General features: G+C 70.4%; 20 protein-coding genes and 1 tRNA gene. 10 read left to right on the top strand and 11 right to left on the bottom strand.

Annotated elements, in window-relative coordinates:
- Window positions 1-21: 21 nt before the first annotated feature.
- Window positions 22-915, top strand: a complete 894-nt coding sequence (locus AB0D32_RS24435) for a metallophosphoesterase (RefSeq protein ID WP_357094569.1) — start codon at window positions 22-24, stop codon at window positions 913-915.
- A gap of 268 nt (window positions 916-1,183) precedes the next feature.
- A tRNA-Pro gene (locus tag AB0D32_RS24430) sits at window positions 1,184-1,257 on the top strand.
- Between the two features lie 75 nt (window positions 1,258-1,332).
- On the opposite strand, the gene AB0D32_RS24425 is transcribed toward AB0D32_RS24430, so the two are convergent.
- Genes AB0D32_RS24425 through AB0D32_RS24415 form a run of 3 tightly spaced genes read right to left on the bottom strand, consistent with a single transcriptional unit; the run spans window position 1,333 to window position 4,285 of the window.
- Window positions 1,333-2,550 (bottom strand): tyrosine-type recombinase/integrase, encoded by a 1,218-nt coding sequence (locus AB0D32_RS24425; RefSeq protein WP_357094565.1) that lies wholly within the window; start codon window positions 2,548-2,550, stop codon window positions 1,333-1,335.
- Complete coding sequence (locus AB0D32_RS24420; RefSeq protein WP_357094562.1) at window positions 2,550-2,747, bottom strand: excisionase family DNA-binding protein; 198 nt, start codon at window positions 2,745-2,747, stop codon at window positions 2,550-2,552. The genes AB0D32_RS24425 and AB0D32_RS24420 overlap by 1 nt, the downstream gene beginning before the upstream one ends.
- On the bottom strand, window positions 2,744-4,285 hold the full coding sequence (locus AB0D32_RS24415) for a replication initiator (RefSeq protein WP_357094788.1): 1,542 nt from the start codon (window positions 4,283-4,285) through the stop codon (window positions 2,744-2,746). Before AB0D32_RS24415 ends, AB0D32_RS24420 begins: the two co-directional genes overlap by 4 nt.
- 575 nt (window positions 4,286-4,860) lie before the next feature.
- Here AB0D32_RS24415 and AB0D32_RS24410 point away from each other — a divergent pair.
- The gene (locus AB0D32_RS24410; RefSeq protein ID WP_357094559.1) at window positions 4,861-5,226 is read left to right on the top strand and encodes a cyclic-phosphate processing receiver domain-containing protein; all 366 of its coding nucleotides are present in this window, start codon (window positions 4,861-4,863) and stop codon (window positions 5,224-5,226) included.
- A gap of 607 nt (window positions 5,227-5,833) precedes the next feature.
- Here the strand turns inward: AB0D32_RS24410 and AB0D32_RS24405 are convergent.
- Complete coding sequence (locus AB0D32_RS24405) at window positions 5,834-6,526, bottom strand: hypothetical protein (protein WP_357094556.1); 693 nt, start codon at window positions 6,524-6,526, stop codon at window positions 5,834-5,836.
- Between the two features lie 349 nt (window positions 6,527-6,875).
- Between AB0D32_RS24405 and tcmP the strand changes: the two genes are divergently transcribed.
- Window positions 6,876-8,057, top strand: coding sequence for a three-Cys-motif partner protein TcmP (gene tcmP / locus AB0D32_RS24400; RefSeq protein ID WP_357094553.1), 1,182 nt, complete (start codon window positions 6,876-6,878; stop codon window positions 8,055-8,057).
- A gap of 30 nt (window positions 8,058-8,087) precedes the next feature.
- Here tcmP and AB0D32_RS24395 read toward each other — a convergent pair whose 3' ends face one another.
- A complete protein-coding gene (locus tag AB0D32_RS24395) occupies window positions 8,088-8,846 on the bottom strand; it encodes a phage Gp37/Gp68 family protein (protein WP_357094550.1) in 759 nt (252 codons plus the stop codon).
- A 942-nt stretch (window positions 8,847-9,788) separates the two neighbouring features.
- Between AB0D32_RS24395 and AB0D32_RS24390 the strand changes: the two genes are divergently transcribed.
- The gene (locus AB0D32_RS24390; protein WP_357094547.1) at window positions 9,789-10,355 is read left to right on the top strand and encodes an NUDIX hydrolase; all 567 of its coding nucleotides are present in this window, start codon (window positions 9,789-9,791) and stop codon (window positions 10,353-10,355) included.
- Between the two features lie 3 nt (window positions 10,356-10,358).
- Here AB0D32_RS24390 and AB0D32_RS24385 read toward each other — a convergent pair whose 3' ends face one another.
- Entirely contained in the window at window positions 10,359-11,780 is a 1,422-nt protein-coding gene (locus tag AB0D32_RS24385; protein ID WP_357094785.1) for a helix-turn-helix domain-containing protein, read from the bottom strand.
- Between the two features lie 147 nt (window positions 11,781-11,927).
- On the opposite strand from AB0D32_RS24385, the gene AB0D32_RS24380 reads away from it, so the two are divergent.
- Window positions 11,928-12,266: a hypothetical protein gene (locus AB0D32_RS24380; protein ID WP_357094544.1), complete on the top strand. Its 339-nt coding sequence runs from the start codon at window positions 11,928-11,930 to the stop codon at window positions 12,264-12,266.
- A 3-nt stretch (window positions 12,267-12,269) separates the two neighbouring features.
- Window positions 12,270-12,542 carry a hypothetical protein gene (locus tag AB0D32_RS24375; protein WP_357094541.1) on the top strand — a complete coding sequence of 91 codons (273 nt, stop codon included), beginning with the start codon at window positions 12,270-12,272 and terminating at the stop codon, window positions 12,540-12,542.
- A gap of 166 nt (window positions 12,543-12,708) precedes the next feature.
- On the opposite strand, the gene AB0D32_RS24370 is transcribed toward AB0D32_RS24375, so the two are convergent.
- The 3 genes from AB0D32_RS24370 to AB0D32_RS24360 all read right to left on the bottom strand — a co-directional run bounded on the left by AB0D32_RS24370 (window position 12,709) and on the right by AB0D32_RS24360 (window position 14,140).
- On the bottom strand, window positions 12,709-13,095 hold the full coding sequence (locus AB0D32_RS24370) for a VOC family protein (RefSeq protein WP_357094539.1): 387 nt from the start codon (window positions 13,093-13,095) through the stop codon (window positions 12,709-12,711).
- 53 nt (window positions 13,096-13,148) lie between these two features.
- Entirely contained in the window at window positions 13,149-13,592 is a 444-nt protein-coding gene (locus tag AB0D32_RS24365; RefSeq protein WP_357094536.1) for a hypothetical protein, read from the bottom strand.
- Between the two features lie 74 nt (window positions 13,593-13,666).
- On the bottom strand, window positions 13,667-14,140 hold the full coding sequence (locus AB0D32_RS24360) for a hypothetical protein (RefSeq protein WP_357094533.1): 474 nt from the start codon (window positions 14,138-14,140) through the stop codon (window positions 13,667-13,669).
- Between the two features lie 132 nt (window positions 14,141-14,272).
- Between AB0D32_RS24360 and AB0D32_RS24355 the strand changes: the two genes are divergently transcribed.
- Together AB0D32_RS24355 and AB0D32_RS24350 are read left to right on the top strand one after the other, a co-directional pair.
- On the top strand, window positions 14,273-15,556 hold the full coding sequence (locus tag AB0D32_RS24355; protein ID WP_357094530.1) for an MFS transporter: 1,284 nt from the start codon (window positions 14,273-14,275) through the stop codon (window positions 15,554-15,556).
- Window positions 15,557-15,679: 123 nt separating this feature from the next.
- Window positions 15,680-16,330: a hypothetical protein gene (locus AB0D32_RS24350; RefSeq protein ID WP_357094527.1), complete on the top strand. Its 651-nt coding sequence runs from the start codon at window positions 15,680-15,682 to the stop codon at window positions 16,328-16,330.
- Window positions 16,331-16,392: 62 nt separating this feature from the next.
- Here the strand turns inward: AB0D32_RS24350 and AB0D32_RS24345 are convergent, their stop codons facing one another.
- Together AB0D32_RS24345 and AB0D32_RS24340 are read right to left on the bottom strand one after the other, a co-directional pair.
- Window positions 16,393-17,025, bottom strand: coding sequence for a histone deacetylase (locus AB0D32_RS24345; protein WP_357094525.1), 633 nt, complete (start codon window positions 17,023-17,025; stop codon window positions 16,393-16,395).
- 23 nt (window positions 17,026-17,048) lie between these two features.
- Window positions 17,049-17,828: a phosphodiesterase gene (locus AB0D32_RS24340; protein ID WP_357094522.1), complete on the bottom strand. Its 780-nt coding sequence runs from the start codon at window positions 17,826-17,828 to the stop codon at window positions 17,049-17,051.
- Window positions 17,829-18,043: 215 nt separating this feature from the next.
- On the opposite strand from AB0D32_RS24340, the gene AB0D32_RS24335 reads away from it, so the two are divergent.
- Complete coding sequence (locus tag AB0D32_RS24335) at window positions 18,044-19,465, top strand: diguanylate cyclase (RefSeq protein ID WP_357094519.1); 1,422 nt, start codon at window positions 18,044-18,046, stop codon at window positions 19,463-19,465.
- Window positions 19,466-20,007 lie beyond the last annotated feature (542 nt).

Here is a 20,007-nt window from a genome sequence, read left to right as displayed (position 1 = left end):
GGTGAAACTACCCTGAACGCCATGCGAAAGCGCACACTATTCCGGCTTGCGGCCGGGACCGCCGCCCTCGGCGCGGCGACCCTGGCGTACGCGTCACTCGTCGAGCGCAACATGTTCACCCTTCGGCGGTACGACGTGCCGGTGTTGCCGGCCGACGCCGAGCCGCTGCGGATCCTGCACCTGTCGGACCTGCACATGACGCCCGACCAGGGGCGCAAGCAGCGCTGGGTGGCGTCGCTGGCCGCGCTCGACCCCGACCTGGTCGTGGTCACCGGAGACAACATGGCGCACCCCGGCGCCGTGCCCGGCGTGCTGCGCGCCCTCCAGCCGCTGCTCGACCTCCCCGGGGCCTTCGTCTTCGGCTCCAACGACTACACCGGGCCGGTCTGGAAGAACCCGTTCACCTACTTCCTGCCCGACCGGGAGTACACGGAGGGCGTCGAGCTGCCGCACGAGGAGCTGCGCGATGTCTTCGTCGGCGCGGGCTGGGCGGATCTGAACAACGCCCGCACCACCGTCAAGGCCGGCGGCCGGGTCGTCGAGCTGCTCGGGGTGGACGACCCGCACGTCGAACGCGACGACTACGACTCCGTGGCCGGGCCGGTGTCGCCCTCCGCCGACCTGTCGATCGCGCTCACCCACTCCCCCGAGCCGGCCATCCTCGACCGGATGGCCGCCGACGGCTTCGGGCTGCTGCTCGCCGGGCACACCCACGGCGGTCAGGTCTGCGTACCGGGGGTCGGTGCGCTGGTCACCAACTGCGGCCTGCCCCGCTCCATGGCCCGCGGCCTGCACCGCTGGCCCGGATCCGACTCCTGGCTGCACGTCTCCGCCGGGCTCGGCACCCACCCGACCGCGCCGGTCCGGTTCGCCTGCCCCCCGGAGGCGAGCGTGCTCACCCTCATCCCCCGCTGACCCGTACGCCCGCGATCCGCCGGGCCGCCACCCACGGCCCGGCGGCCGGGCGGGCGATCCGGGCGGGGTGACGTGGGGCACGTGCGGCACCGGATCCGCTCCGACGCCCTGGCACGGGTGTGTCCGCCCTTTCGAGCTGAATCGTCTACGACATCAGCCACCGCACCCCGGCAAGGCGGCTTCCGCGAGGGTCTGGAGGGCCGTAACGGTGGTGGGGGTACCGAGTTGGACCCCCGACCGGGGTGGGCTACTATTTGTCGGCACGCCTCGGGGTGTGGCGCAGCTTGGTAGCGCGCTTCGTTCGGGACGAAGAGGTCGTCGGTTCGAATCCGGCCACCCCGACAGAGGTCAGAGGGCACATCCGATCGATGGATGTGCCCTCTAGTGCTTCTGTACAGCAATGGAGTACAGCAGCAGTCAGCGCAGGCTCTCGCCCAGGCGCTTGAGCGCGTCGCGGGTGGCGTCCGAGGACGCCTGCGAATAGATCTCCATCGTCACCGACACCTCGGCGTGCCGGAGCACCTGCATGATGACGCGCGGATGCACGTCCAGGTCGACGAGCAGGGTCGCGCAGGTACGCCGGGCGTCGTGCACGGTGATCTTCCGAACTCCCGCCCGGACACAGCGGGCGTCCCAGGACCGGTTGAAGTTGCGCGGCTCGATGGGGGTCCCGTAGCGGGTGGTGAACAACAGTGGCGAGCCCTGCCAGGCGATACCCGCCTCGTCGCGATCGGCCTTCCTCGCGCTCTGGCGGAGGTCGAGTGCCGCCGCGCAGATGTCCGGCAGCGGGAGCGTGGCGTCCGAGGTCTGCGTCTTGGTCTCCCGGTGCAGCAGTTGGCCGCCGACCCGCTGCAACTGCCAGCCGATCGACAACTCCCCCGCCGCCAGGTCCACGGCGTCCCCGGTGAGGCCGAGCACCTCACCCTTGCGCAGGCCGAGCACCAGGATCAGCACGTACGCGGCATGCAACGGGTCGCGGTCGGCCCGCGCGGACTCCAGGAACCGACGCGCCTCGTCACTGGTCCACGCCCGGCCCCGGCGGCGACGGACCGGTGGGAGCTTGACCAGGGCGGCGGCGTTGCGGGTGACCAGTTCCTCGGTCGCGGCGTGGTTGAGCGCCGAGCGCAGCACACCCCGGATGTCCTTGACCGTGCGGGAGGACGGCGTGTCACCGCAGCACCGACCGAGTGCGCAGCATCGTCGCTTCCCCTCTGGGCGGCGGGCATCCTTGCCCTGGGCGCAGCACTGACAGGTGCGGGCCACCTCGTTGATCCAGGTCTGCACGTCGCGCACCTGGAGCCGGTCGAGCCGCTTCCAACCGAGGCCGGGGATCACGTACAGCCGAAGGATGGTCTCGTACGTGGCGCAGGTCAGCGGCGCGAGGTTGGGGCGCACGATCTCCCGGTGCCAGTAGGTGAGGTAGTCGCCGAGGGTCGGCACGCGGGTGGAGACCGGTCCGGCCTTGGCCTGTTGGTGCAGTTTGATCCACTTGTCGTGGACGGCGTCGCGGGTGGGGCCGTAGACGTACTTGCGGGTGCGTTTGCCGTCGGGTTTGGTGACCCAGACGTATGCGGCGAAGCCGTTGCGGTACGGGAAGATCGAGCCTTCGCCGTTGGCGCGTGCGCGTCCGGGCATCAGGCGGCCTCCTGCCGTTCGACCTGGTCACGGACGTACTCGTCGACCCACTCGGGGAGGATGCGGCGGTACTTGCCGTCCTTGATGGAGCGCAGTTCGCCGGTGGCGATCTTCATCTTGACCTTGGACAAGCCGAAGCCGAGCAGGACGGCGACCTCGGCGGGCGAGTACCAGCGCGGGGTGAGGTGCTGGGTCATGCCGCCACCCCCGACCACGCCTCGTGGGCGAGTTCGTCGCGGCCGATGCGTTGGCGTTCCCGGCGTTGGGCGGCGGAGGTGTTGGCGAGCAGGGCGTCCCCGTCGCTCAGCCAGCCGGAGCCGACGAAGGCCAGCGTGCCGACGGTGATCGAGCTGACGGTGTCGCCGTGCTCCGCGCGGCGGTAGGTGGCGCGGGCGTCGCGGAGTTGGCCGAAGGTGACCGAGTAGCGGCGGGCCTTGGTGAGGAAGTGACCGCCGTAGCCGAGCATGTGCGCCCAGCGGCGCAGCCCGGCGTAGGCGTTCGGTTTGCTGTCAAGGTCGCCTTGACGCTCGCCGGCCGGGACGGCGGTACGGGTGGTGTGGTGGTGGGTGGGGCGGCCGAGTCGCCAGCAGGCGTCGATGAGCCGGGCCAGGTGGTCGCCTTCCGGGTCGGCGTAGGCGTCGACGGTGTCCAGGGTGAGTCGGGTGGAGCAGTGGCCGGTGACCTCGGTGGACTTGGTGGCGTACTTGGCGAGGTAGGCGGCCACCCTGGCGTCGGTCACGTCGCCGTCGCTGGCGCCGATGCGGCGTACGTCGACCTGCTCACCCCAGGCGACCTGCCAGCCGGGCGGTCGGTCGGGGTGCGGCGGGGTGGTGACGGTGATCTGCCGGGCGGCGGCGTGGACGGCGGCGTCGAGGTCCTCGACGGTGATGCCGGCCGGCGGCGGCACCAGGGCGTGCCGGTCGTCGGGGTCGACACCGTCGAGGCGCAGCAGGACGTGGAAGTGCACCGCGCCCCGACGCTGCATCTCGGCGACCTTGCCGTGGGACACCCGCACCGGCGGCACCCGCCGCACCCGGCCGGAGTCGGTGGTGACCTGGACGTGGGGGATGCCGCGTCGGCGGCACAGGGCGGTGAGGTGGCGTTCGATGGCCTGTTTGGTGCGCCGCCACAGTTCCCCAGAGAAGGTGTTCCACACGGCGTGGTGGTCGTGGTCGTAGCAGTCCAGGCACAGCGGCCGCCCGAGCTGCGGATCGTCGGGGTTGTGGCGGGTGAAGCACGCCGCGGGCTGCCCGTGCGGGCAGTTGCCGGCGGTACGGCGGGCGTGGCAGGGTGCCGGCCGGCAGTCGCAGCGCCGCCGGTCAGCGCAGGTATGGCGGGCGATGTGCCGGTGGTGGACCGGGCCGAAGGACGGGGCGGTGAAGGTGGCGAAGACGACCGGATGCGCGGTGACGGTGGTGGGGACGGTCTTGCCGCCGGTCAGGCCGCAGCGGACCACCTGGAAGGCGTCACCGGCGTAGACCCAGGCGCAGTCGGGGCACTGGGCGGCACGCCGGTTGCCGCACGCCTTATACAGCGTCCGGTCGGGCAGCTCGTCGGTGTGCCGCTGTTCCACGACGCGGCCGGTGGCAGTCTCGACGGCGGTGAGGGTGCCGGTCAGGCGGATCGGGCGGGCGCAGCCTCCGGCGGCGCGGGTGTGCTCCAGCCAGCCGAAGAAGTCCGGGGCGGCGGCGCGGTGCAGGGCCTGGGCGTCACGGCCGGCGGCGAGGGTGGGCAGGGTGAACACGGGTTCTCCTCAAGGCGGGTGGCAGGGACGGGCGACGAACTGCCACCGGACGCCGGACGGTGTCCGTCGGTGGTGTTCGTGGTGTCTCCTGGCACCGCCGGAGAGGGCGGCTCACGCCGGAGGGCGGGCACAGGCCATCGGCCTCGGACCGCCGCTGAGCTGGGTTCTTCCGGTTGCTGGACCGCGGGTGATGCCGGGACGGGTGGGGTGCCTGGTCGTCGGCTTCCGGTGGGTTGCCGCAGGCAAATCCCACCCGTCGAGGTGCGCGAATCCGAGGGCCATCGTGGACGGCGGGACAGGCCATGCTGGGCCGTTCAGCGGATTCCGGGCCAGCGCGGCGGCCGGTGCGATCGAGGGCCGGCGGGACGTGACCCGCATCAGCGGCAGGAAGGCCGCTCGGCAACTCCGAAGTCGAGTTCAGCGATCCGGCGGGAAGGCCGCGCTGGCGTGCTCGACGAGGGTCAGAGTAGCACCGGGTACCCACACGTCAACCCATCGTGATCCGATGATGACTCGGGCATCAAACGCAATGGTGGTAGGAAGGTTTCGCGGCAAAGAATGACTTCGTGAACGCTGAGAAGCCCCGTGTCTTACTGGTTGACGACCTCCGGTCTTTCGTTGATGGTCGGGTGGCGCAAATAGTCCGCACCAGCGCGGCCGGCATCGAGGCCCTGGAGGGTCACCGCAGAGACCGGTTGGAAGAGCTGTGGCTTGATCACGACCTCGGCGGGGATGACACGATCTGGCCCGTAGTGGAGGTGCTGGAGCTGGCTGCGTTCGAGGGGCAGCCGTTCGACATCGGCGTGGTGTATGTCCACTCGGCAAATCCTGCTGGTGCCGCCAAGATCGCGCAGGTCTTACGCCGGTGGGGATACCACGTCCGCTCAGTGGCCGGGGCACCGCAGGTGGGCTACCTGCCCCAATCGGAGTAGCCGCGGGCAACCCACGCCCGCTACCTCGGTGAGATCCGCAGCAACTGACGCCGGCTGCCGGCCGGTGTGGGAGGACTTTCTGTACGTCTATCAAGGCGGCCCTGAACGGGCCGCACGCGCCGCCGCCTGGGCGCGCGTCCGTCGCTGCGCTGGCGCTCCGACTCCGGCCACGCAACACGCCCGGCGGCTGGCGCGGAGAGCGGGAGCCCGGAGGGGCCGCCGCAGCACGACAGCAGGGTTGACCGGGTGGTGGTGGGCCGGCAGCCGGCCGGGCCGCGCGGCCACGAGCCTGCGCGGCGCAGGGGAGCGCACGCCGGCCGCGTCGGCGAGCTGGCGGGGTTGCGGGGTTGCGGTTACTGCGCCTCCGGCGGGGGCGCTCCGGCTCCAGGATGGCCGGGACTGCGTCGGCGGCTTGCGGTCTGTGGGTGGTTGCGGTGGGGAGCCATCCCGCCTGCCATCGACCCGGGCGAGCCGAGCAGACCACCGCCCGACCCGCCAGCGTCCGTACGAGCCGTCAAGGTCCGCTTGACGTGGCGGGCCGGGCGGTGGCCCGCTCCCCAGGAGGGCGGGTCGACGGCAGGCGGGATGGCAAGGGTGCGACGCGGCGTCAGGGCTTTGTCTCCATGCTTTCCACCGAGATCGTTTGACTTGAGGCCGACGCTGGCTGTCTGGTCCCCGCTAAGGCGGCTTCCAATTTTTGCAGGTGCTCTTCTCGTATCTCTAGATATTCCCTCTCAATCTCGCTGCTTTCGGCCTCTAGCTCCGCTTGCGTTTGTAGCAGCTTGAGTCTTCGGGCCGCGATGCCATCAATCTCGTTGGACAGCTTGGCATATACGTCGCGACCCTCAGCGAGACGGGCCGCATCCAACTGATCGAACTTCCACCGAAGGGACCTCAGGCTTACCTCTGACCAGTCCAAATGGTGATGAGATTTGTGAAGAGTTTTCCTCAACCGTCGGTTTCTCATGCGTAGCTTGAGGATCTTGAAGTTCGATTTTGGTCTGTTCGAAAAGTAAATGATGTAGGCGGCGATCCTAGCGTTGGACCGGATTAGCAATTCCAGTGCGGGATTGAGTACCAGGGAGGTGACGCCGACGGAGATGGCGATCGGTATGACCGTTGTCCAGTAGGCCGACACTTTGCCGCCGGCTAGCGCTACGAAGCAATTAGGGATAGCGAATGCGTAAATCGTGAGGGGGGTAGCCCAGAATGCCCCTTGGATACTCTTGATCAGTCGTTGTTCGCCTGGCTTCCACTTAGATGCGATCGCTCGCGCCTCAACAACGATCGCGAGGGCCAAGACGGGCATAGTCTGGGCGCTCGTGGCCCAAAAGTCCGGTTCGACCAAGGCTCCTCCAGGGGTGCATGCCGGGCAAGGGTGCATCAGCAACAACCCAAGTTGCTGGACGGACAATTCCCACTACCAGGTAGTTGTCGGCACCAAACCGCCAGGACGCTTGTCTAGTCCAGTGTGAAGGTCGGTGGCGTCGGGTTTACGACAGTTGATGTGTGATGGGTTTGCCCGCTGCAAGGAGGCCGGGACCGCTCTCTTCCGGGAGAGCGTTAGGGGCGGGTGCGATGCACATCTTCCGCCGGGTGCAACTTTCCGCTAGCGTGACGCTACTTTCGGTGCATCGCGGGGAGGGCTTATGGCTGCGACCGACTTCTTTGCATCCAAGAAATCAGCTGCCGCCTTCAAGCACGGAATCTTGAGCCGGTATCCGGTCGTGTTTGCATCGAAGACAGGCCGAAGCGTTGAGGGTAACCGTGTTGTCTTCCTCGATGGCTACGCAGGGCGCGGAGAGTACGACGACGGCCAGCCGGGTTCGCCGCTGCTGCTGTCGCGGTGTGCCGAGTTCGTCAGGGGCTACCGCAATGTCCTGGGGTTTTTCATCGAGCAGAACCCGGACAACTTCGCCAACCTGGAGCGCGTACTCGACGAGAAGGGTGGCGACGCTGAGAGGACTGTCCGGCACGGCTCGGTTGACGAGCACCTTCCTGAAGTCCTAAGGCAGGCACAGGGCGCGTCGCTGTTCGCTTTTCTCGACCCGTTCGGCCCGGCGTTGGACTTTGACCTTCTCAAGGCCGCCCTGCTCGGTCGGCCGTCGTGGCCGCCTACTGAGGTCCTGCTGCACTTCAGCGTGTTGAGCGTCGCTCGGATGGGTCGTGCCGTACATGCAGCTCGTTCGAAGCGCGGGGAGCTTTCGCCAGCAGACCAGAAGACAGCCGACCGGCTAGACCGCTTCCTTGGCGGCGACTGGTGGCAAGAGCACTTTGCCGGCGTCCGAGACGATAGTGATGAGCATCGGGCTACCGAGATCGCGTTAGAGGTGTGCGACATGTACGAGAAGCTTCTGACGACCGGAACGAGATACCGAGCGGTCAAGATGCCGGTACGGCCCAGGCCCGATCTGCTGCCGAAGTACGTGCTGGCGCTGTTCACGGCCAGCAACGAGGGAGCCTGGCACTTCGCGGACTCGCTGGGCAAGGCAGGCGTGGAGTGGTCCGTGGCGTGGCAGACGGACCTGCTCCGCAAGGGGGAGAGATACGGGCAGGGCTCGCTGTTCGGCGACGATGAGTTGCCAACCCCCGAGAGCCACAGCAGCCGTCACGGCCCCGAGTGGACCAGAATCATTGCGGGGAACCTCGAACGGCTGCTAGACGAGCTGGGCCCTTTCTGCCCTGCCGACTACGTGCCGGAGGTCTACGGCACGACGCTAGGCCAGGCAAGCACGCCTCACGTCCGGGCCGCCGTGAAGCTATTGAGCAGAACGTCTGTGGCCAACACCGGAAAGGGCGACTTCTGGAAGGAGCAGCTGCGGCGCCCATAGGGGCTGTAACCCCTTCTCGGTCGGTGACTTCTACCCGATCGAGGTAAGTGCCCGTGCTGCCGGCATCTCGTCCCACGTTCGGCCGTCCAACTCCCGACCGCCGGCCTTCGGCGTTCTGCCGCCCCACTGCTTGAAGAAAAAGGCCGTACCGTCGGCGATGCACTGGTCGCGCAGGGATCGCACCCAAGCGGGATCGACCGGCCGGCAGCCGGGACCAGACTCACCACCGGCGATCAGCCAGTCAATGCCCTCAAGGTTCAGGTCGTCCAGCGGGCCGAGTAGCGGCTCGGCCGAGACAAACCGAACGGCAGCGGGCACCTGGCGGAGATGATCGATGCGCTCCGTCTGTTCATCGTCCTCGACAGAAACACCCATCCAGACGTTGGCTGGCCAGGTCAGTCGGGGAGCGAGCTTCGCAAGCCTCGCGGCTCGCTTCGTGAGTACCTGGTAGGTGTGCTGCGGGGTCGCCGCCATGACCTCAAAGACCTGCTCAACGAAGTTAAGGGGAACCTTCGCGTGAAACAGGTCGCTCATCGAGTTGACGAACACGACCCGGGGCTCGCGCCACCGAAGAGGCAACGCCAGCTCAGCGGGGTGTACTGCGACTCCGAAGCCCGGTCCCGACGTACGCGGGTCGCCGTCCGTCTGATACTTCGCGGACCCCATGGCCTTCAGCCGCTTCGCCAAGGTCAACGCGTAGCAGTGATCGCAGCCGCGCGAGATGCGGTCGCAGCCAGTAGTCGGGTTCCACGTGGCTTCGGTCCACTCGATAGAGCTCTTGTCTGCCATCACCACTCCCCGGCCGGTTGGAACGATTCTGTCGAACGTGCGTACGGATTGAAAGGCGTGGAGGCGATCTTTCTTGCCGGGTGAGCAACGAAGGCAGCAGTTGTCCCTGCTTCAATCGACCAACGCGCAAGGCCCAGGGGGAGACGCGGCCAGGCCGTCACCAGGCCGTCGGAGGCCGATCGTGAGCGACCAACGACGACCACTGGTGACGACATCTGCCCAGGTGACAAGGCGTGGCCGGCGCGACGACCAGGCCGGCCGGAGCCTCCTTACCTGTAGTTGGTGAACTGGTGATGTTAGTAGCCCTGTGCGTCGAGCGGTCCCGGCTTCGCCGTGCCGCGAGCCCAGGTGGCACCACAGGCGATGCAGACATCATCTCCGGTGTCCGCACCCAAGTGGTACTCCCGCTCGTGTTCTTCGTGAGCACACGGGGGACTTCCTGCCTGTTGCCAGGCTTTCCGTCGGCGAGCTGCCGCATCCATCTGCATCGGATCCTCCAAACGCGCAGGCGCAAGTCTATGCAGCAGGGTGCCGCAGAGGCATCGGCGGAAACGACTGTCGACAGCAACGCTGACAGCAACGGGACCAGACGGCAGCACGCTGACGAGTGCTGGCACGGACGAAGCTCCGAGCGTGCAGCCGTTGCCGGACGTGTGCGGACGCGGCGCACAGAGCTTGTAAACGAGACGTCGGGCAGCAGCGAGGCAGCGAGAAGGCAGCAAGAGCCTTGATCCAGGTCGGTACCGAACGTCGAACGAGGGCGGTGCGCACCTGCTCGACGGCATAAGCCGCTAGGAGCCGGCAGCAGTCGACAACTTCGGTCCGCATCCCCCCGACGGGGGTTGGTGTTGGATGCTCGTCGTCTAGACGGCGGCCCCAGCAGTGCGCCCAGGAGGCGTTGCCCACGACGCGTGGTGAGGGTTCGGCGCGGATACTGGCGGGGTGGTGGAGAAACAGGCGACGGAGTTGACCCGGTGGACCATCCACGGCGAGCGGGTAGTCGACGACACCCGTCGAGCGCGGGTGAGTATCGCCGAGGTGGAGTTGCCCGACGGGGTGCGTTTCGAGCAGTACGTGATCCGGGCTCCCCGATCAGCCATGGTCGCCGTACTGGACGATCGGGAGCGCCTGCTGTTGATGCGGCGGCACCGGTTCGTGTTCGACCGGTGGGTGTGGGAGCTGCCCGGCGGCTACGTCGATGACGAGGAGCACCCGGCGCAGTGTGCGGTGCGGGAGGTCGAGGAGGAGACCGGCTGGCGGCCCCAGGGGGTCGAGCCGTTGTTGTCCTTCCAACCGTGGGTCGGCACTGCCGACGCCGAGAATCTGCTGTTCCTGGCCCGGCAGGCCGAGCACATCGGAGCACCCGTAGACGTGAACGAGGCGGAGCAGGTCGCCTGGATTCCGCTCGACGAGGCGTACGGGCTGGTGTCCCGGGGTGAGATCGTCGGCGCCGGCACGGTGATCGCCGTGCTAGAGCTGGTCGCGCGTAGGGCTCGGGGGGAGCTGTAGGGGTCAGCGCCTTGGGCCGAGGGTAGCGTCGATGCGGCCGGTGAAGTGTCGGACGGCGGGTAGTCGCCGGTGCGGGGCGAGTTGGGTTTGCAGGTCGCGGAGGTAGCGGACGGCTCTGGCGGACCGTAGCTGGGTGGTCAGGGTCAGGGCTTCCGTGCCGATGGCGCAGGCCCGGTCGGGTTCGCCCTGTCGGGCGTGGACGCTGGCGAGCAGCGCCAGGTTGAAGGCTCTACCGCGTACGTAGCGGTTGTCCATGTGCAGGGATCGGACGGCGAAGCGTTCGGCGTGGGTGTTGCGGCCGAGTGCGTGGAAGCAGTGGCCGAACTTGGCCGACAGGTACGCCTCGTCGAAGTAGCTGAGCCATTGCGGGTCGGCGCTGCGGTCGGCCCGATCAAGGGCTTGTTCCGCCTGGTGCAGGGCGGCGGCGCAGGCCCGTTCGTCGTTGGCCTTGGCCAGGGCGTGGGCTTCCATGACGTGGGCTTCTGCGGTCAGGACGGGGACCCCGGCGCGGCGGGCGGTCTGGCCGGCGGCGCGGGCGAGGTCAATGCCAGCGGCGGTGTGGCCGAGGTAGGTGGCCTGGTGGCTCATCGCGGCAAGGATCTCCGCGCCGAGGCCGTCGTCTCCGGCCGCGTGGGCGAAGTCCAAGGCGAGGGTGAGGTAGCGCTGGGCGATGCCGTGTTCGGCCGTGTCGTACGCCTGCCATCCGGCGAGTTGGGCCAGTTCAGCGGCAGCGCTGAGCAGCCGTTGACCGGTGGGGTGGTCGTACCGGCCGTCGGTGAGCAGCGGGGTCACCTCCTGGTGGAGGTAGCGGGCGACGGTGTCGCGGGCGTGCCCGCCGCCATATTGGTTGTCCAACTGGCGGTAGGTCGCGGTCATCGCGCGGATGGTGTCAATCTCCGGTTGACCGACGGTGCTGCGTCCGGGTTGGGCGATCGGGGCCGGGTCGGGTGCGGTGAACCAGCGCAGCGCTGGCAGGGTGTAACCGGCGGAACTGAAGGCCATCTGCCGGAGTACGTCTCGACGGTTCACGTCACCTCGCCAGAGCTCTGCGGCACTGCGTACGTCGTCTTGCCAGTTCCGGTTGGCCGGGGGCTCGCTGGGCCGACCGGGGGTGAGCCGGCCGGGGTCGGCCGGCGGCGCGGCCTGGCGGGGTGCCAGGCCCATCGTGATCCGCGCCTGGTCGGGCATCCGGCTTCCGTCGGCGATCCGCTCCAGCACGTCGATCGAGGTGACCTTGCGTCCGGCCATGATCCGGCTGACGTAGCCCTGTTCCAGCCCGACGGCGGCCCCGATCCGGCTCTGACTCGCTCCGGTGAGACGGGTGATCCAGCGGAACAGCCCGCCGATGTCGCGGGTGGCCAGGGCGGTCAGCACCTCGCCGTGCGACCACGCATCCTCCGGAATCCGCAGCGGATCGAGCAGCACGGCAGCTCCCAGCGTCTCGTTCCGACTACTCAAGGTGTTCAGGCCAACAGCCTAGGGCGACCATTCGTGCTGGTCGAGCCGTCCCATGTCACCGTGGCATGACCGCTGGCCATGGAGCGTTCCGGCGTCGGACGGGATGGTCGGCGCATGTCCTTCAATGTCGATAGCCCGCCCGCGGAGCCACCCGCCGACTGTCAGCACCGCCTGTTGTGGCGGCTGGCCCGCGCTCTCTGGGAGGCTCACCGGCCAGACAGCGCCGGTTTCTGCGTGGTCGCTGGCTGCTGGCACACGAACCAACGCGACCCCTGCCGGCTGGCCCAGCTCGCCCAGGAGGGGATGCGAACCGCCTGCGGCGAAGCCACCGCCGCCTCGCCGCCCTGGATCGCCGTCACCCGCGAGCGCCTGGCGGCGGGGGACATCGACCCCGTGGACGCCGTCGCCGAAGCCCTCTGGCATCACCGCCACGCCCCCAGGTCGGGGCGGTGACCGATGGGAGCCATCTACACCTCGGCAGCCTTTCGGACGTACGCCAAGGCGCAGGTGGCCTATGCGGACATCCTGCTGATCAAGCACGCCGAGTCGGCCCTGAGCCTGTGCCGGTGCGGCCGACTCCACCCATGCGACGACCGCCAGCACTGGCTACGGATGCGAGCCCACTTCGGGCGGTTCCTCGTCGACGAGCGGTACAGCAGCGAAGTACAGCAACCCCACTCACCGAACCCGACCCGAAGCGACCCGGGCAGGCCGGATGACCGCGAATGACACCCGCTCCGGCCGGCCTGCCGACAGTTCGGGACGAAGAGGTCGTCGGTTCGAATCCGGCCACCCCGACCAGAGGTAAGAGCAGGTCAAGGCCCCTCCAACGAGGGGCCTTGATTCGTTTCCGCCCACTACCCTTTCGGAGACGGCGGCGGTGTGCTGCCTCCGATCAGGGGCGGCGATCCGCGAGGACACAGAACTCGTTTCCCTCCGGGTCGGCGAGTACGACCCAGCGCTCGTCGCCCTGGCCGACCTCGGCGTGCCGAGCCCCCAGGGCGAGCAGGCGACGGACCTCTTCGTCCTGTTCCCTGTCGGTGGGATTGACGTCGATGTGGAGCCTGTTCTTGACGGTCTTGCCCTCGGGCACGCGCGCGAACGTCAACGCCGGCGGCACCGGCCCCGGGTGATGTCTGCTGCCAGGCGCCACAGGCGGGCCGATGGTGACGATTCCGTCGTCCTCGTCCTGCACCTCGTAGCCGAGGACCGCGCACCAGAAGCGGGCGAGGCGGTCGGGCTCGGCACAGTCGATCGCCAGCTCGGTGAACTTGCTGGTCATGTCGGGACCCTCCCAGTCGAGTAGCGGGGCCGGCGCAAAAGGGGCACACCGGATCAGTCGCCGGAGAAGCCCCAGAAGTAGATCTCCCCGGGGCGGCCGGCCGCGTCGTGCAGGATCGCGCACCGGCCGAACGCCCGGCGCTCGGCCAGGCCGTTGATCGCGCCGACGTGCGCGCGGGTCAGGGTCTCCGCGCCGGCGCAGCGCAGCGCCTCTGCCGTGGTCACGGGCTGCACCGTGCCGTAGTCCGGCTTCTCGCCGTCGGACAGGACGTGGAACATGTCCAGGATGGAGTGGGTGCCCGACTCCTGGACCCACTCGTCGGCATACAGCTCGTCCATCGTGGCCGGGCGGTGTGGATGGTCGCTGGCCGACGTGCCGAACTCACCCCGCGCCCACCAGTAGGCGCCCTCGGCGAAGACCTTGTCCCGCAGGTCGTCCAGCGCGGCGTCGAGGTCGGGCTGGTAGGCGACGAAGTATCTCCAGCCGGACGCGCCCATGGCCGCCCCTTCCCGTTGGTCGTCAGGTCGGGGCGGACCGTAGCAGCGAGCACCGACAGGACCGGGTCGCCCGGTCAGTCCTGTCGTTCGGTGCGCGCGATCTCGGCGAACGCGGCGGTCAGATAGCCGTCGAGGGGCCGGCCGGTGGCGGCGAGCAGGTCGGCGACGAGCAGCGGGGCGTGCCGCGCCACCGCGGGCGGGTCGGGCGGCGACTCGTCGCCGTCGGGGTCGTAGACGCCGAGGGCGCCCGCCAGCAGGACGAGCACCACGTGCGGGTCGACGTCGGGTCGCCATGGCGCGGCGCCACGGATGCAGGCTTCGAGCACCTGACGCACGTCGTCGCCGTCCAGGCCGTCGGGGTGGCTCTCCTCCAGCAGCAGCCGGACCACCGCGCCGAGCACCAGGCCGGACCGCTCGGCCGCGGCGAGCCGGGCGACCGCGACGTCGTACGCCTCGGGTGTGCGTTCGCGGGCGGCGTCGACCGCGTCGGTGGCGGCATTGGCGATCTCGCGGGCCGGTGCGGGCAGGTGTCGCCAGGTCGTGGTCATCCCGACCAGGATCGCAGAGGGGTACGACGCCCCACCGACGCGCTTCCGACGTGATCCCGCACACAGGACAGGTGTGAAACTGGGAGCGAAAAACCCTCGCGCTGTGTCACACCGAGAGCACAGAATCGTGGAATGCTCAGTCGCGCCCTGCCCCGCCGTTCTGAAGCCCGGCGGATGCTCATCGGCACGCTGTTGTCGGCGATCGGGCGCGGCCTCACCCTGCCCTTCCTGTTCATCTACCTGACCGATGTCCGGGGCCTCACCGACGCCCGCGCCGGCCTGGTGATCGGCTGGTACGGCGTGATCACCCTGACGCTGTCGCCGATCGGCGGCGCGCTCATCGACCGGTTCGGCGCGCGCCGGGTCCTGCTGTCGGGCCTGCTGATCGAGGCGGTCGGCACCGGGTCGCTGGCGCTGGTCGACTCGACCGCCTCGGCGTTCGGGGTGATGACGCTGGTCGCGATGGGCAGCTCCGTCATCTGGCCCGGGCAGAACACCATCCTCGCCTCGCTCACCGACGCCGACGAGCGGCAGCGGGTCTTCGGGCTCAACTTCGCCCTGCTCAACCTCGGCATCGGCGTCGGCGGCCTGACCTCCGGCGCGATCGTCGACACCGCCCGCGCGGTCACCTTCCAGACGATCTACGTGCTCGACGCGATCAGCTACCTGATGCCCGCGCTGATCCTGCTGACCCTGCCGCACGTGGGCCACCGGCTCGCCGCCGGCCCGGCCGGGGACCGGACGTCGGCCGGCGGCTACCTCGCCGTGTTGCGGGACCGCCCGTTCCGGCGGCTCGTCATCTTCGGACTGGTCCTGACCACCTGCGGTTACGCGCAGATCGAGGTCGGCTTCACCGCGTACGCCATCCGGGTGGCCGAGGTGACGCCGCGCGTGGTCGCCTGGGCGTTGGCCGGCAACACGGTGATGATCGTGTTGTCGCAGCTGCTGGTCCTGCGGCGGATGGAGGGTCGCAGCCGCACGGGAGGGCTGGCGGTCGTCGGCGGGGTCTTCGCGCTCGCCTGGCTGGTCCTGGGTGCCGGCGGCGTGGTCGGCCCGGGCAACGCGCTGGTCGCCGCCCTCTGCGTGGTGGCCTGCTCGGCGATCTTCGGCTTCGGCGAGACGCTGCTGTCGCCGGTGATGCCGGCGCTGACGAACGCACTCGCCACGGACGAGCTGCGCGGCCGGTACAACGCCATGAGCTCGATGATCTTCGGCATCAGCGGTGTGATCGGCCCGGTCACGGCGGGCCCGCTGATCGGGGCGGCCGACGGCCGGATCTGGGTCGCGACGGTCGTCAGCGGCTGCCTGGTGGCCTCGCTCATCGCGCTCTCCCTGCGCCGGCTGCTCACGACAGCCCAGGACGGCCGTGAGCCGGTCACCCCGCCGGCCGCCGAACCGGCCCCCGCCAAAGCCTGACCGGACGGGCGACAGGCCCCGAAACGGATGACGATCGGGTGTCCGGGCGGACGTTTCCGACATGCCCGGCCACTGTTGACGGCCACTGGTACACCGGAATGGTGCCACGCCGTAGGAGGCAGGTTGTCTGAGGAGCAGAAGGGGCGGGCCCTGGAGGCAGCCCTGGCGGACGCGGCGGCGATCCGGGCGACGATCGAACGGAAGGCCAACCACAACCAGGCCCTCGTCGGGGTGCACCTGACCGCGGTGGCGGCGGTCGCCGGTTTCGTCCTCTCGGAGAAGGCAGACATCCGGATGTTCCTGCTCCTGCCGGTGCTCAGCGCCGCCCTGGGGCTGAGCGTCGTCTCCCAGTACCGGGACATCCGCATCGCCGGGCAGTACATCGAGCAGGTGCTGCGGCCCACCATCGCCCGCTACACCAGCGAGCCCGGCCTCTTCGGTTGGGAGGCCTTCTACTGGCAGCGCAAGCACGACGGCCACGTGGCCCAGGCGCTCGCCATGGGCATGATCTTCCCGGGCGTGTCCGTCCTCGCCCTGGCGGTGACGTTCCCCGGCATCCAGGGGGCCGGCGACAAGCTGGCCTGGGCCGTCGGGGCGGTCATGCTCCTGATCCTGATCGGGGCCTGGTCCAACCGGCTCCGTGAGATGGTCCGCGCCCGCTGGGCACAGTTCCGCGCCCCGGCCCGACGGAGAACGAACGAGCCGGCCCGACGGACGACGGACGAGCCGGCCCGCTCGGACGGCGGCGCGTCCCGGACGCCGACGGTGATCTGACCACCGGTCCGGCAGCACGGGCGGCGGCCTCGGGTGGCGGATGGTCGGCCTCGGAAAGTGGGTCAACCGGCGACGGCCTGACGCACCAGCGGCTCCAGCGCGTGCCGCTCCCACCCGTCGGTCATTCCCGGCCGGTCGCCGAGATAGGCGGTGATCCGGTCGGCGTCCCAGCCGTGCGACTCGTGCAGTCCCCTGGCGATCATGACGAGGTAGGCCGGGGCCGGCGCTCGCCACCGCACCTCGGTCGCCGCCCACGGGGCGGTGAAGGTCAGCAGCGGAAGCCCGTCGAGCCGGCCGGGGCAGATCAGCGTCTCGTACCGGCCGGGACCGAGGGTGGCCCTCCCGGTGGCGACGGCCTCGGCGATCAGGCCGAGATCGGTACCGGGTTCCCGATACATCTCCTGGGCGGCCACGTCGGCGAACTGCCCGACGTCGAGCAGGTAGGCCCGGGCCGCCGCCTCGCCGGGAAGCGCCGGGTCGTAGAACGCCATTCCGCCGGTCCACGCCCGGGACTCCCCGGCGAAGTAGACGCCGCCGGGCAGCGACACCGGCACCGTACGCCTCGGGGGTCGCGGGTCCCGGCAGCCCGGATAGGTCCGCAGCCCGCCGGGCGGGCAGCCCCCGGCCAGGTAGAAGCCGAGCCTGGCGGCGTGCATGTTCGACCCGTACGCGACATACCAGACCTCGCCCGGCACGGCCGGCCCGTCCCGGTCGGCGGTCAGAAACCGCAGGTCATGCCGGCGGCGTGGCTGACCTGCACCACGTGCGTGGCACAGCCGCTCGCCGTGACCTGGTGCAGCAGGAAGCCGGTCGGCTCGGCGACCCAGCCGATCTGCTCGTCCGCGCTGGTGGTGAGCGAACTCTGCCGCCAGGTGCTCGGTGCGGTGGTGAGCACCGTGCCGGCGAAGCTCACCGTGACCGGGCGGTGTACGTGCCCGGCGATCACCCGGACGACGTGCGGGTGCCGGGCGACCACCTCGGCCAGCTCGTCGCCGTCGGTCAAGCGGAGGTCGTCGGCGGCCGGAATGCCGACCGGCGCCGGCGGGTGGTGCAGGCAGACCACCGCCGGGACCTCGGGCCGGCCGGCCAGCACCCCGTCCAGCCAGCCGAGCTGGTCCTCGCCGAGACAGCCGGCGCTGCCGCCCGGCATCAGGGAATCCAGCACCACGACAGTCGCCTCCGCGTGGTCGACGTGGTAGTAAGCCGAGAAGCCGCCGCCGAGCCACAGCGTGCCCCCGAACGCGTCCAGCAGCGACTCCCGGTCGTCGTGGTTGCCGGCGACCAGATGCACCGGCAGCGGGAACCGACCGATGATCTCGCGCAGCGTCGCGTACTCGTCGGGGCGGCCACGATCGACCAGGTCGCCGGTGATGACCACGCATTCGGGCCGGGGGTTCAGCGCCAGCACCCGGCCGAGGGCCCGGTGCAGGCCGGCGGCCGGCTCGGCGGCGAGCGCGCCGGTGGTCAGGTGCGGATCACTGAGCTGGGCGATGAGCATCGGTGCCTCCACTCGACCGGGACCCCCACGCTATCGCCGCGAGCCCCGGCGCGCGGCCCGCCGAACCCACAGGCCCTGTCCACAGCCTGTGGATGGAACATGTGTACGAAGGCATGGATGATCTTGCGCACAGGCGGTCCGATGCCCCGCTGAGTACTCTTGATCGCGGGCCCGCCCGCCGGTCGCAGCCCTCCCTACCTGGAACGACGTGCCGAGTGGATCACGAGCGAGTCATCCGTGACGTGACGGTCCGCCTCCCCATGGCGTCGACTGCCGTCGAGGCGTGCCAGTGGACCGTCGCCGCCCTCGCCCGGCACGCGCCGGCCACCATCTCCGTGCTGCTCCAGGTCCACGACCGCCTCCGCTGCGTCGCCGCCACCGGCTCCTGGCAGGTCTTCTCCACCGTGCCGCCGAAGACCGGGATCGTGGGCCGGGTGTACGCCTCCGGCGAGACCGCCGTCGTGCCCGAGGTCGCCGACGACCCCGACTACATTCCGGTACGCCCCGACGTCACCGCCGAGGTGTGCGTACCGGTGCTCGACCCGGCGGGTCGGCCCATCGGCGTACTGGACCTCCAGTGGCGCGGCCCGACCGACCTGGCCCCGTGGCGCGACACCGCCGAGCGCCTGGCGGCCCGGCTCGGTGCCCGGATCGTGGCGCTCGGCGGGCCGCCGGCGGAGAGCCGCAGCGAGAAGCTCCTCCGGCACGCCGCCGCGCTGACCGCCGCGTCGACGGAATGGGACCTGTTCGCCGCCGCGATCGCCGCAGCCCGGGACGTGTCCACCGTCTCCGCGGCGGTGTTGGTGCTCACCGGTCCGGACGGGCCCCGGCTGGGCACTCCGCCAGCCACCCCGGGCGAGTTGGAGGCCCGGATCCGGGCGGAGCTGACCGAGGCGGGCCCGGCCGCGCTGGACCGGCTGGTCAGCCGCGCCCACCGCCACGGTGTGGGCTACACGCTCGGCGAGGCGGGGCACCCACCGATCCCCGACCACCGGCCGCTGGCCCGCGCCGGAGTACGCACCCTCGTCGCGGTGCCGGTCGGCCCACCCGACGACGGCGGGGTGCTGCTGGTCGCCGACGAACGGCTACTGCGCCCCGACCCGACCACCGTCAACCTGTTGGAGCTGCTCGCCGGTCAGGCATGGAGCTGCCTGGACCGACTGCGTACCCTCGCCCGGCTGCGCGAGCAGGCCAACTCGGACCCGCTGACCGGGCTACGGCACACGGGCCCGTTCGGCCGGCGGATCGCAGCGGCCACCCCCGGGCGTACGGCCCTGCTGGCCGTCGACGTGGACGGCTTCAAGAGCGTCAACGACACGTACGGCCACCAGGCCGGCGACCGTGTGCTCGTCCGGCTGGCGCGGGCCATGGAGGCGGCGCTGCGCCAGGGCGACGAGCTCTACCGGATCGGCGGCGACGAGTTCGTGGCCGTCATCGAGGTGAGCCGCCCCGAGGAGGCGGTCCGGATCGCCGAGCGCCTGGCCGAGGCGGCGAGGCGGATCGGCCGCACGATCAGCATCGGGGTGGCCCTCCCCCGCCCCGGCGAGTCACCCGAAGCCACCCTCCGCCGCGCCGACCAGGCCCTCTACGCGGTGAAACAACACGGCCGCGACGGCGTCCGCCTGGCCCCCGCCTGAACCCCTGTCCCGCCCCGGCCCATCCCGGCTTCCCCCGCGGCACGCCCCACCCCCGCCCCATGCCCCGCCGTCGCCCGCGCCCCGCCAGTGCTGCGCCTGCGCCCGCGCCCGCCAGTGCCTGCGCCCGCGCTGCGCCGTACCCTGCCCGGCCGCGCTCCACCCGCGCCATGGTGCCGTGCCCCCGCGCCGCGCTGCCATGGCCCGCCCGTGCCGTGCCCGTGCCCGTGCCGCGCCCCGCCCCGTCCGCGCCCCGCCGCGCCCGTGCCGTGCCCGTGCCCGTGCCGCGCCGCGATCTTGCACTTCCTGCCCAGGCAAACCGGACAAAGTGTGCACAGAGGGGGCTGGAAGTGCAAGATCGCGAGTGCGGGGCGCGCGGGGTGCGGGGTGCGCGGGGCGCCGCGCGGGATGCGGGGTGCGGGGTGCGCAGCCAGTGGCGGCGAGGGCCTGGAGTGGCACGGCGTGGGCCGGGACGCCGGGCCGGGCCGGGCGGGGCGGGGCGGGGCGGGGCGGGCCGGGGCGGTGGGCGCGGGCGCGGGGCGGGG

Origin of the sequence: Micromonospora sp. NPDC048170, from assembly GCF_040652795.1 — a bacterium.
Taxonomy (GTDB): Bacteria; Actinomycetota; Actinomycetes; order Mycobacteriales; family Micromonosporaceae; genus Micromonospora.
Note: the sequence above shows the minus strand (reverse complement) of the source record. Positions and strands in the feature narration are given on the sequence as shown.

Bases quoted from the DNA above. Each gene is read 5' to 3' on its own strand.
- AB0D32_RS24355 (WP_357094530.1), top strand. From the start codon at position 14,273: ATGCTCAGTCGCGCCCTGCCCCGCCGTTCTGAAGCCCGGCGGATGCTC.
- AB0D32_RS24395 (WP_357094550.1), bottom strand. From the start codon at position 8,846: ATGGCAGACAAGAGCTCTATCGAGTGGACCGAAGCCACGTGGAACCCG.
- AB0D32_RS24380 (WP_357094544.1), top strand. From the start codon at position 11,928: ATGTCCTTCAATGTCGATAGCCCGCCCGCGGAGCCACCCGCCGACTGT.
- AB0D32_RS24340 (WP_357094522.1), bottom strand. From the start codon at position 17,828: ATGCTCATCGCCCAGCTCAGTGATCCGCACCTGACCACCGGCGCGCTC.
- AB0D32_RS24365 (WP_357094536.1), bottom strand. From the start codon at position 13,592: ATGGGCGCGTCCGGCTGGAGATACTTCGTCGCCTACCAGCCCGACCTC.
- tcmP (WP_357094553.1), top strand. From the start codon at position 6,876: ATGGCTGCGACCGACTTCTTTGCATCCAAGAAATCAGCTGCCGCCTTC.
- AB0D32_RS24435 (WP_357094569.1), top strand. From the start codon at position 22: ATGCGAAAGCGCACACTATTCCGGCTTGCGGCCGGGACCGCCGCCCTC.
- AB0D32_RS24425 (WP_357094565.1), bottom strand. From the start codon at position 2,550: ATGCCCGGACGCGCACGCGCCAACGGCGAAGGCTCGATCTTCCCGTAC.
- AB0D32_RS24370 (WP_357094539.1), bottom strand. From the start codon at position 13,095: ATGACCAGCAAGTTCACCGAGCTGGCGATCGACTGTGCCGAGCCCGAC.
- AB0D32_RS24360 (WP_357094533.1), bottom strand. From the start codon at position 14,140: ATGACCACGACCTGGCGACACCTGCCCGCACCGGCCCGCGAGATCGCC.
- AB0D32_RS24420 (WP_357094562.1), bottom strand. From the start codon at position 2,747: ATGACCCAGCACCTCACCCCGCGCTGGTACTCGCCCGCCGAGGTCGCC.
- AB0D32_RS24375 (WP_357094541.1), top strand. From the start codon at position 12,270: ATGGGAGCCATCTACACCTCGGCAGCCTTTCGGACGTACGCCAAGGCG.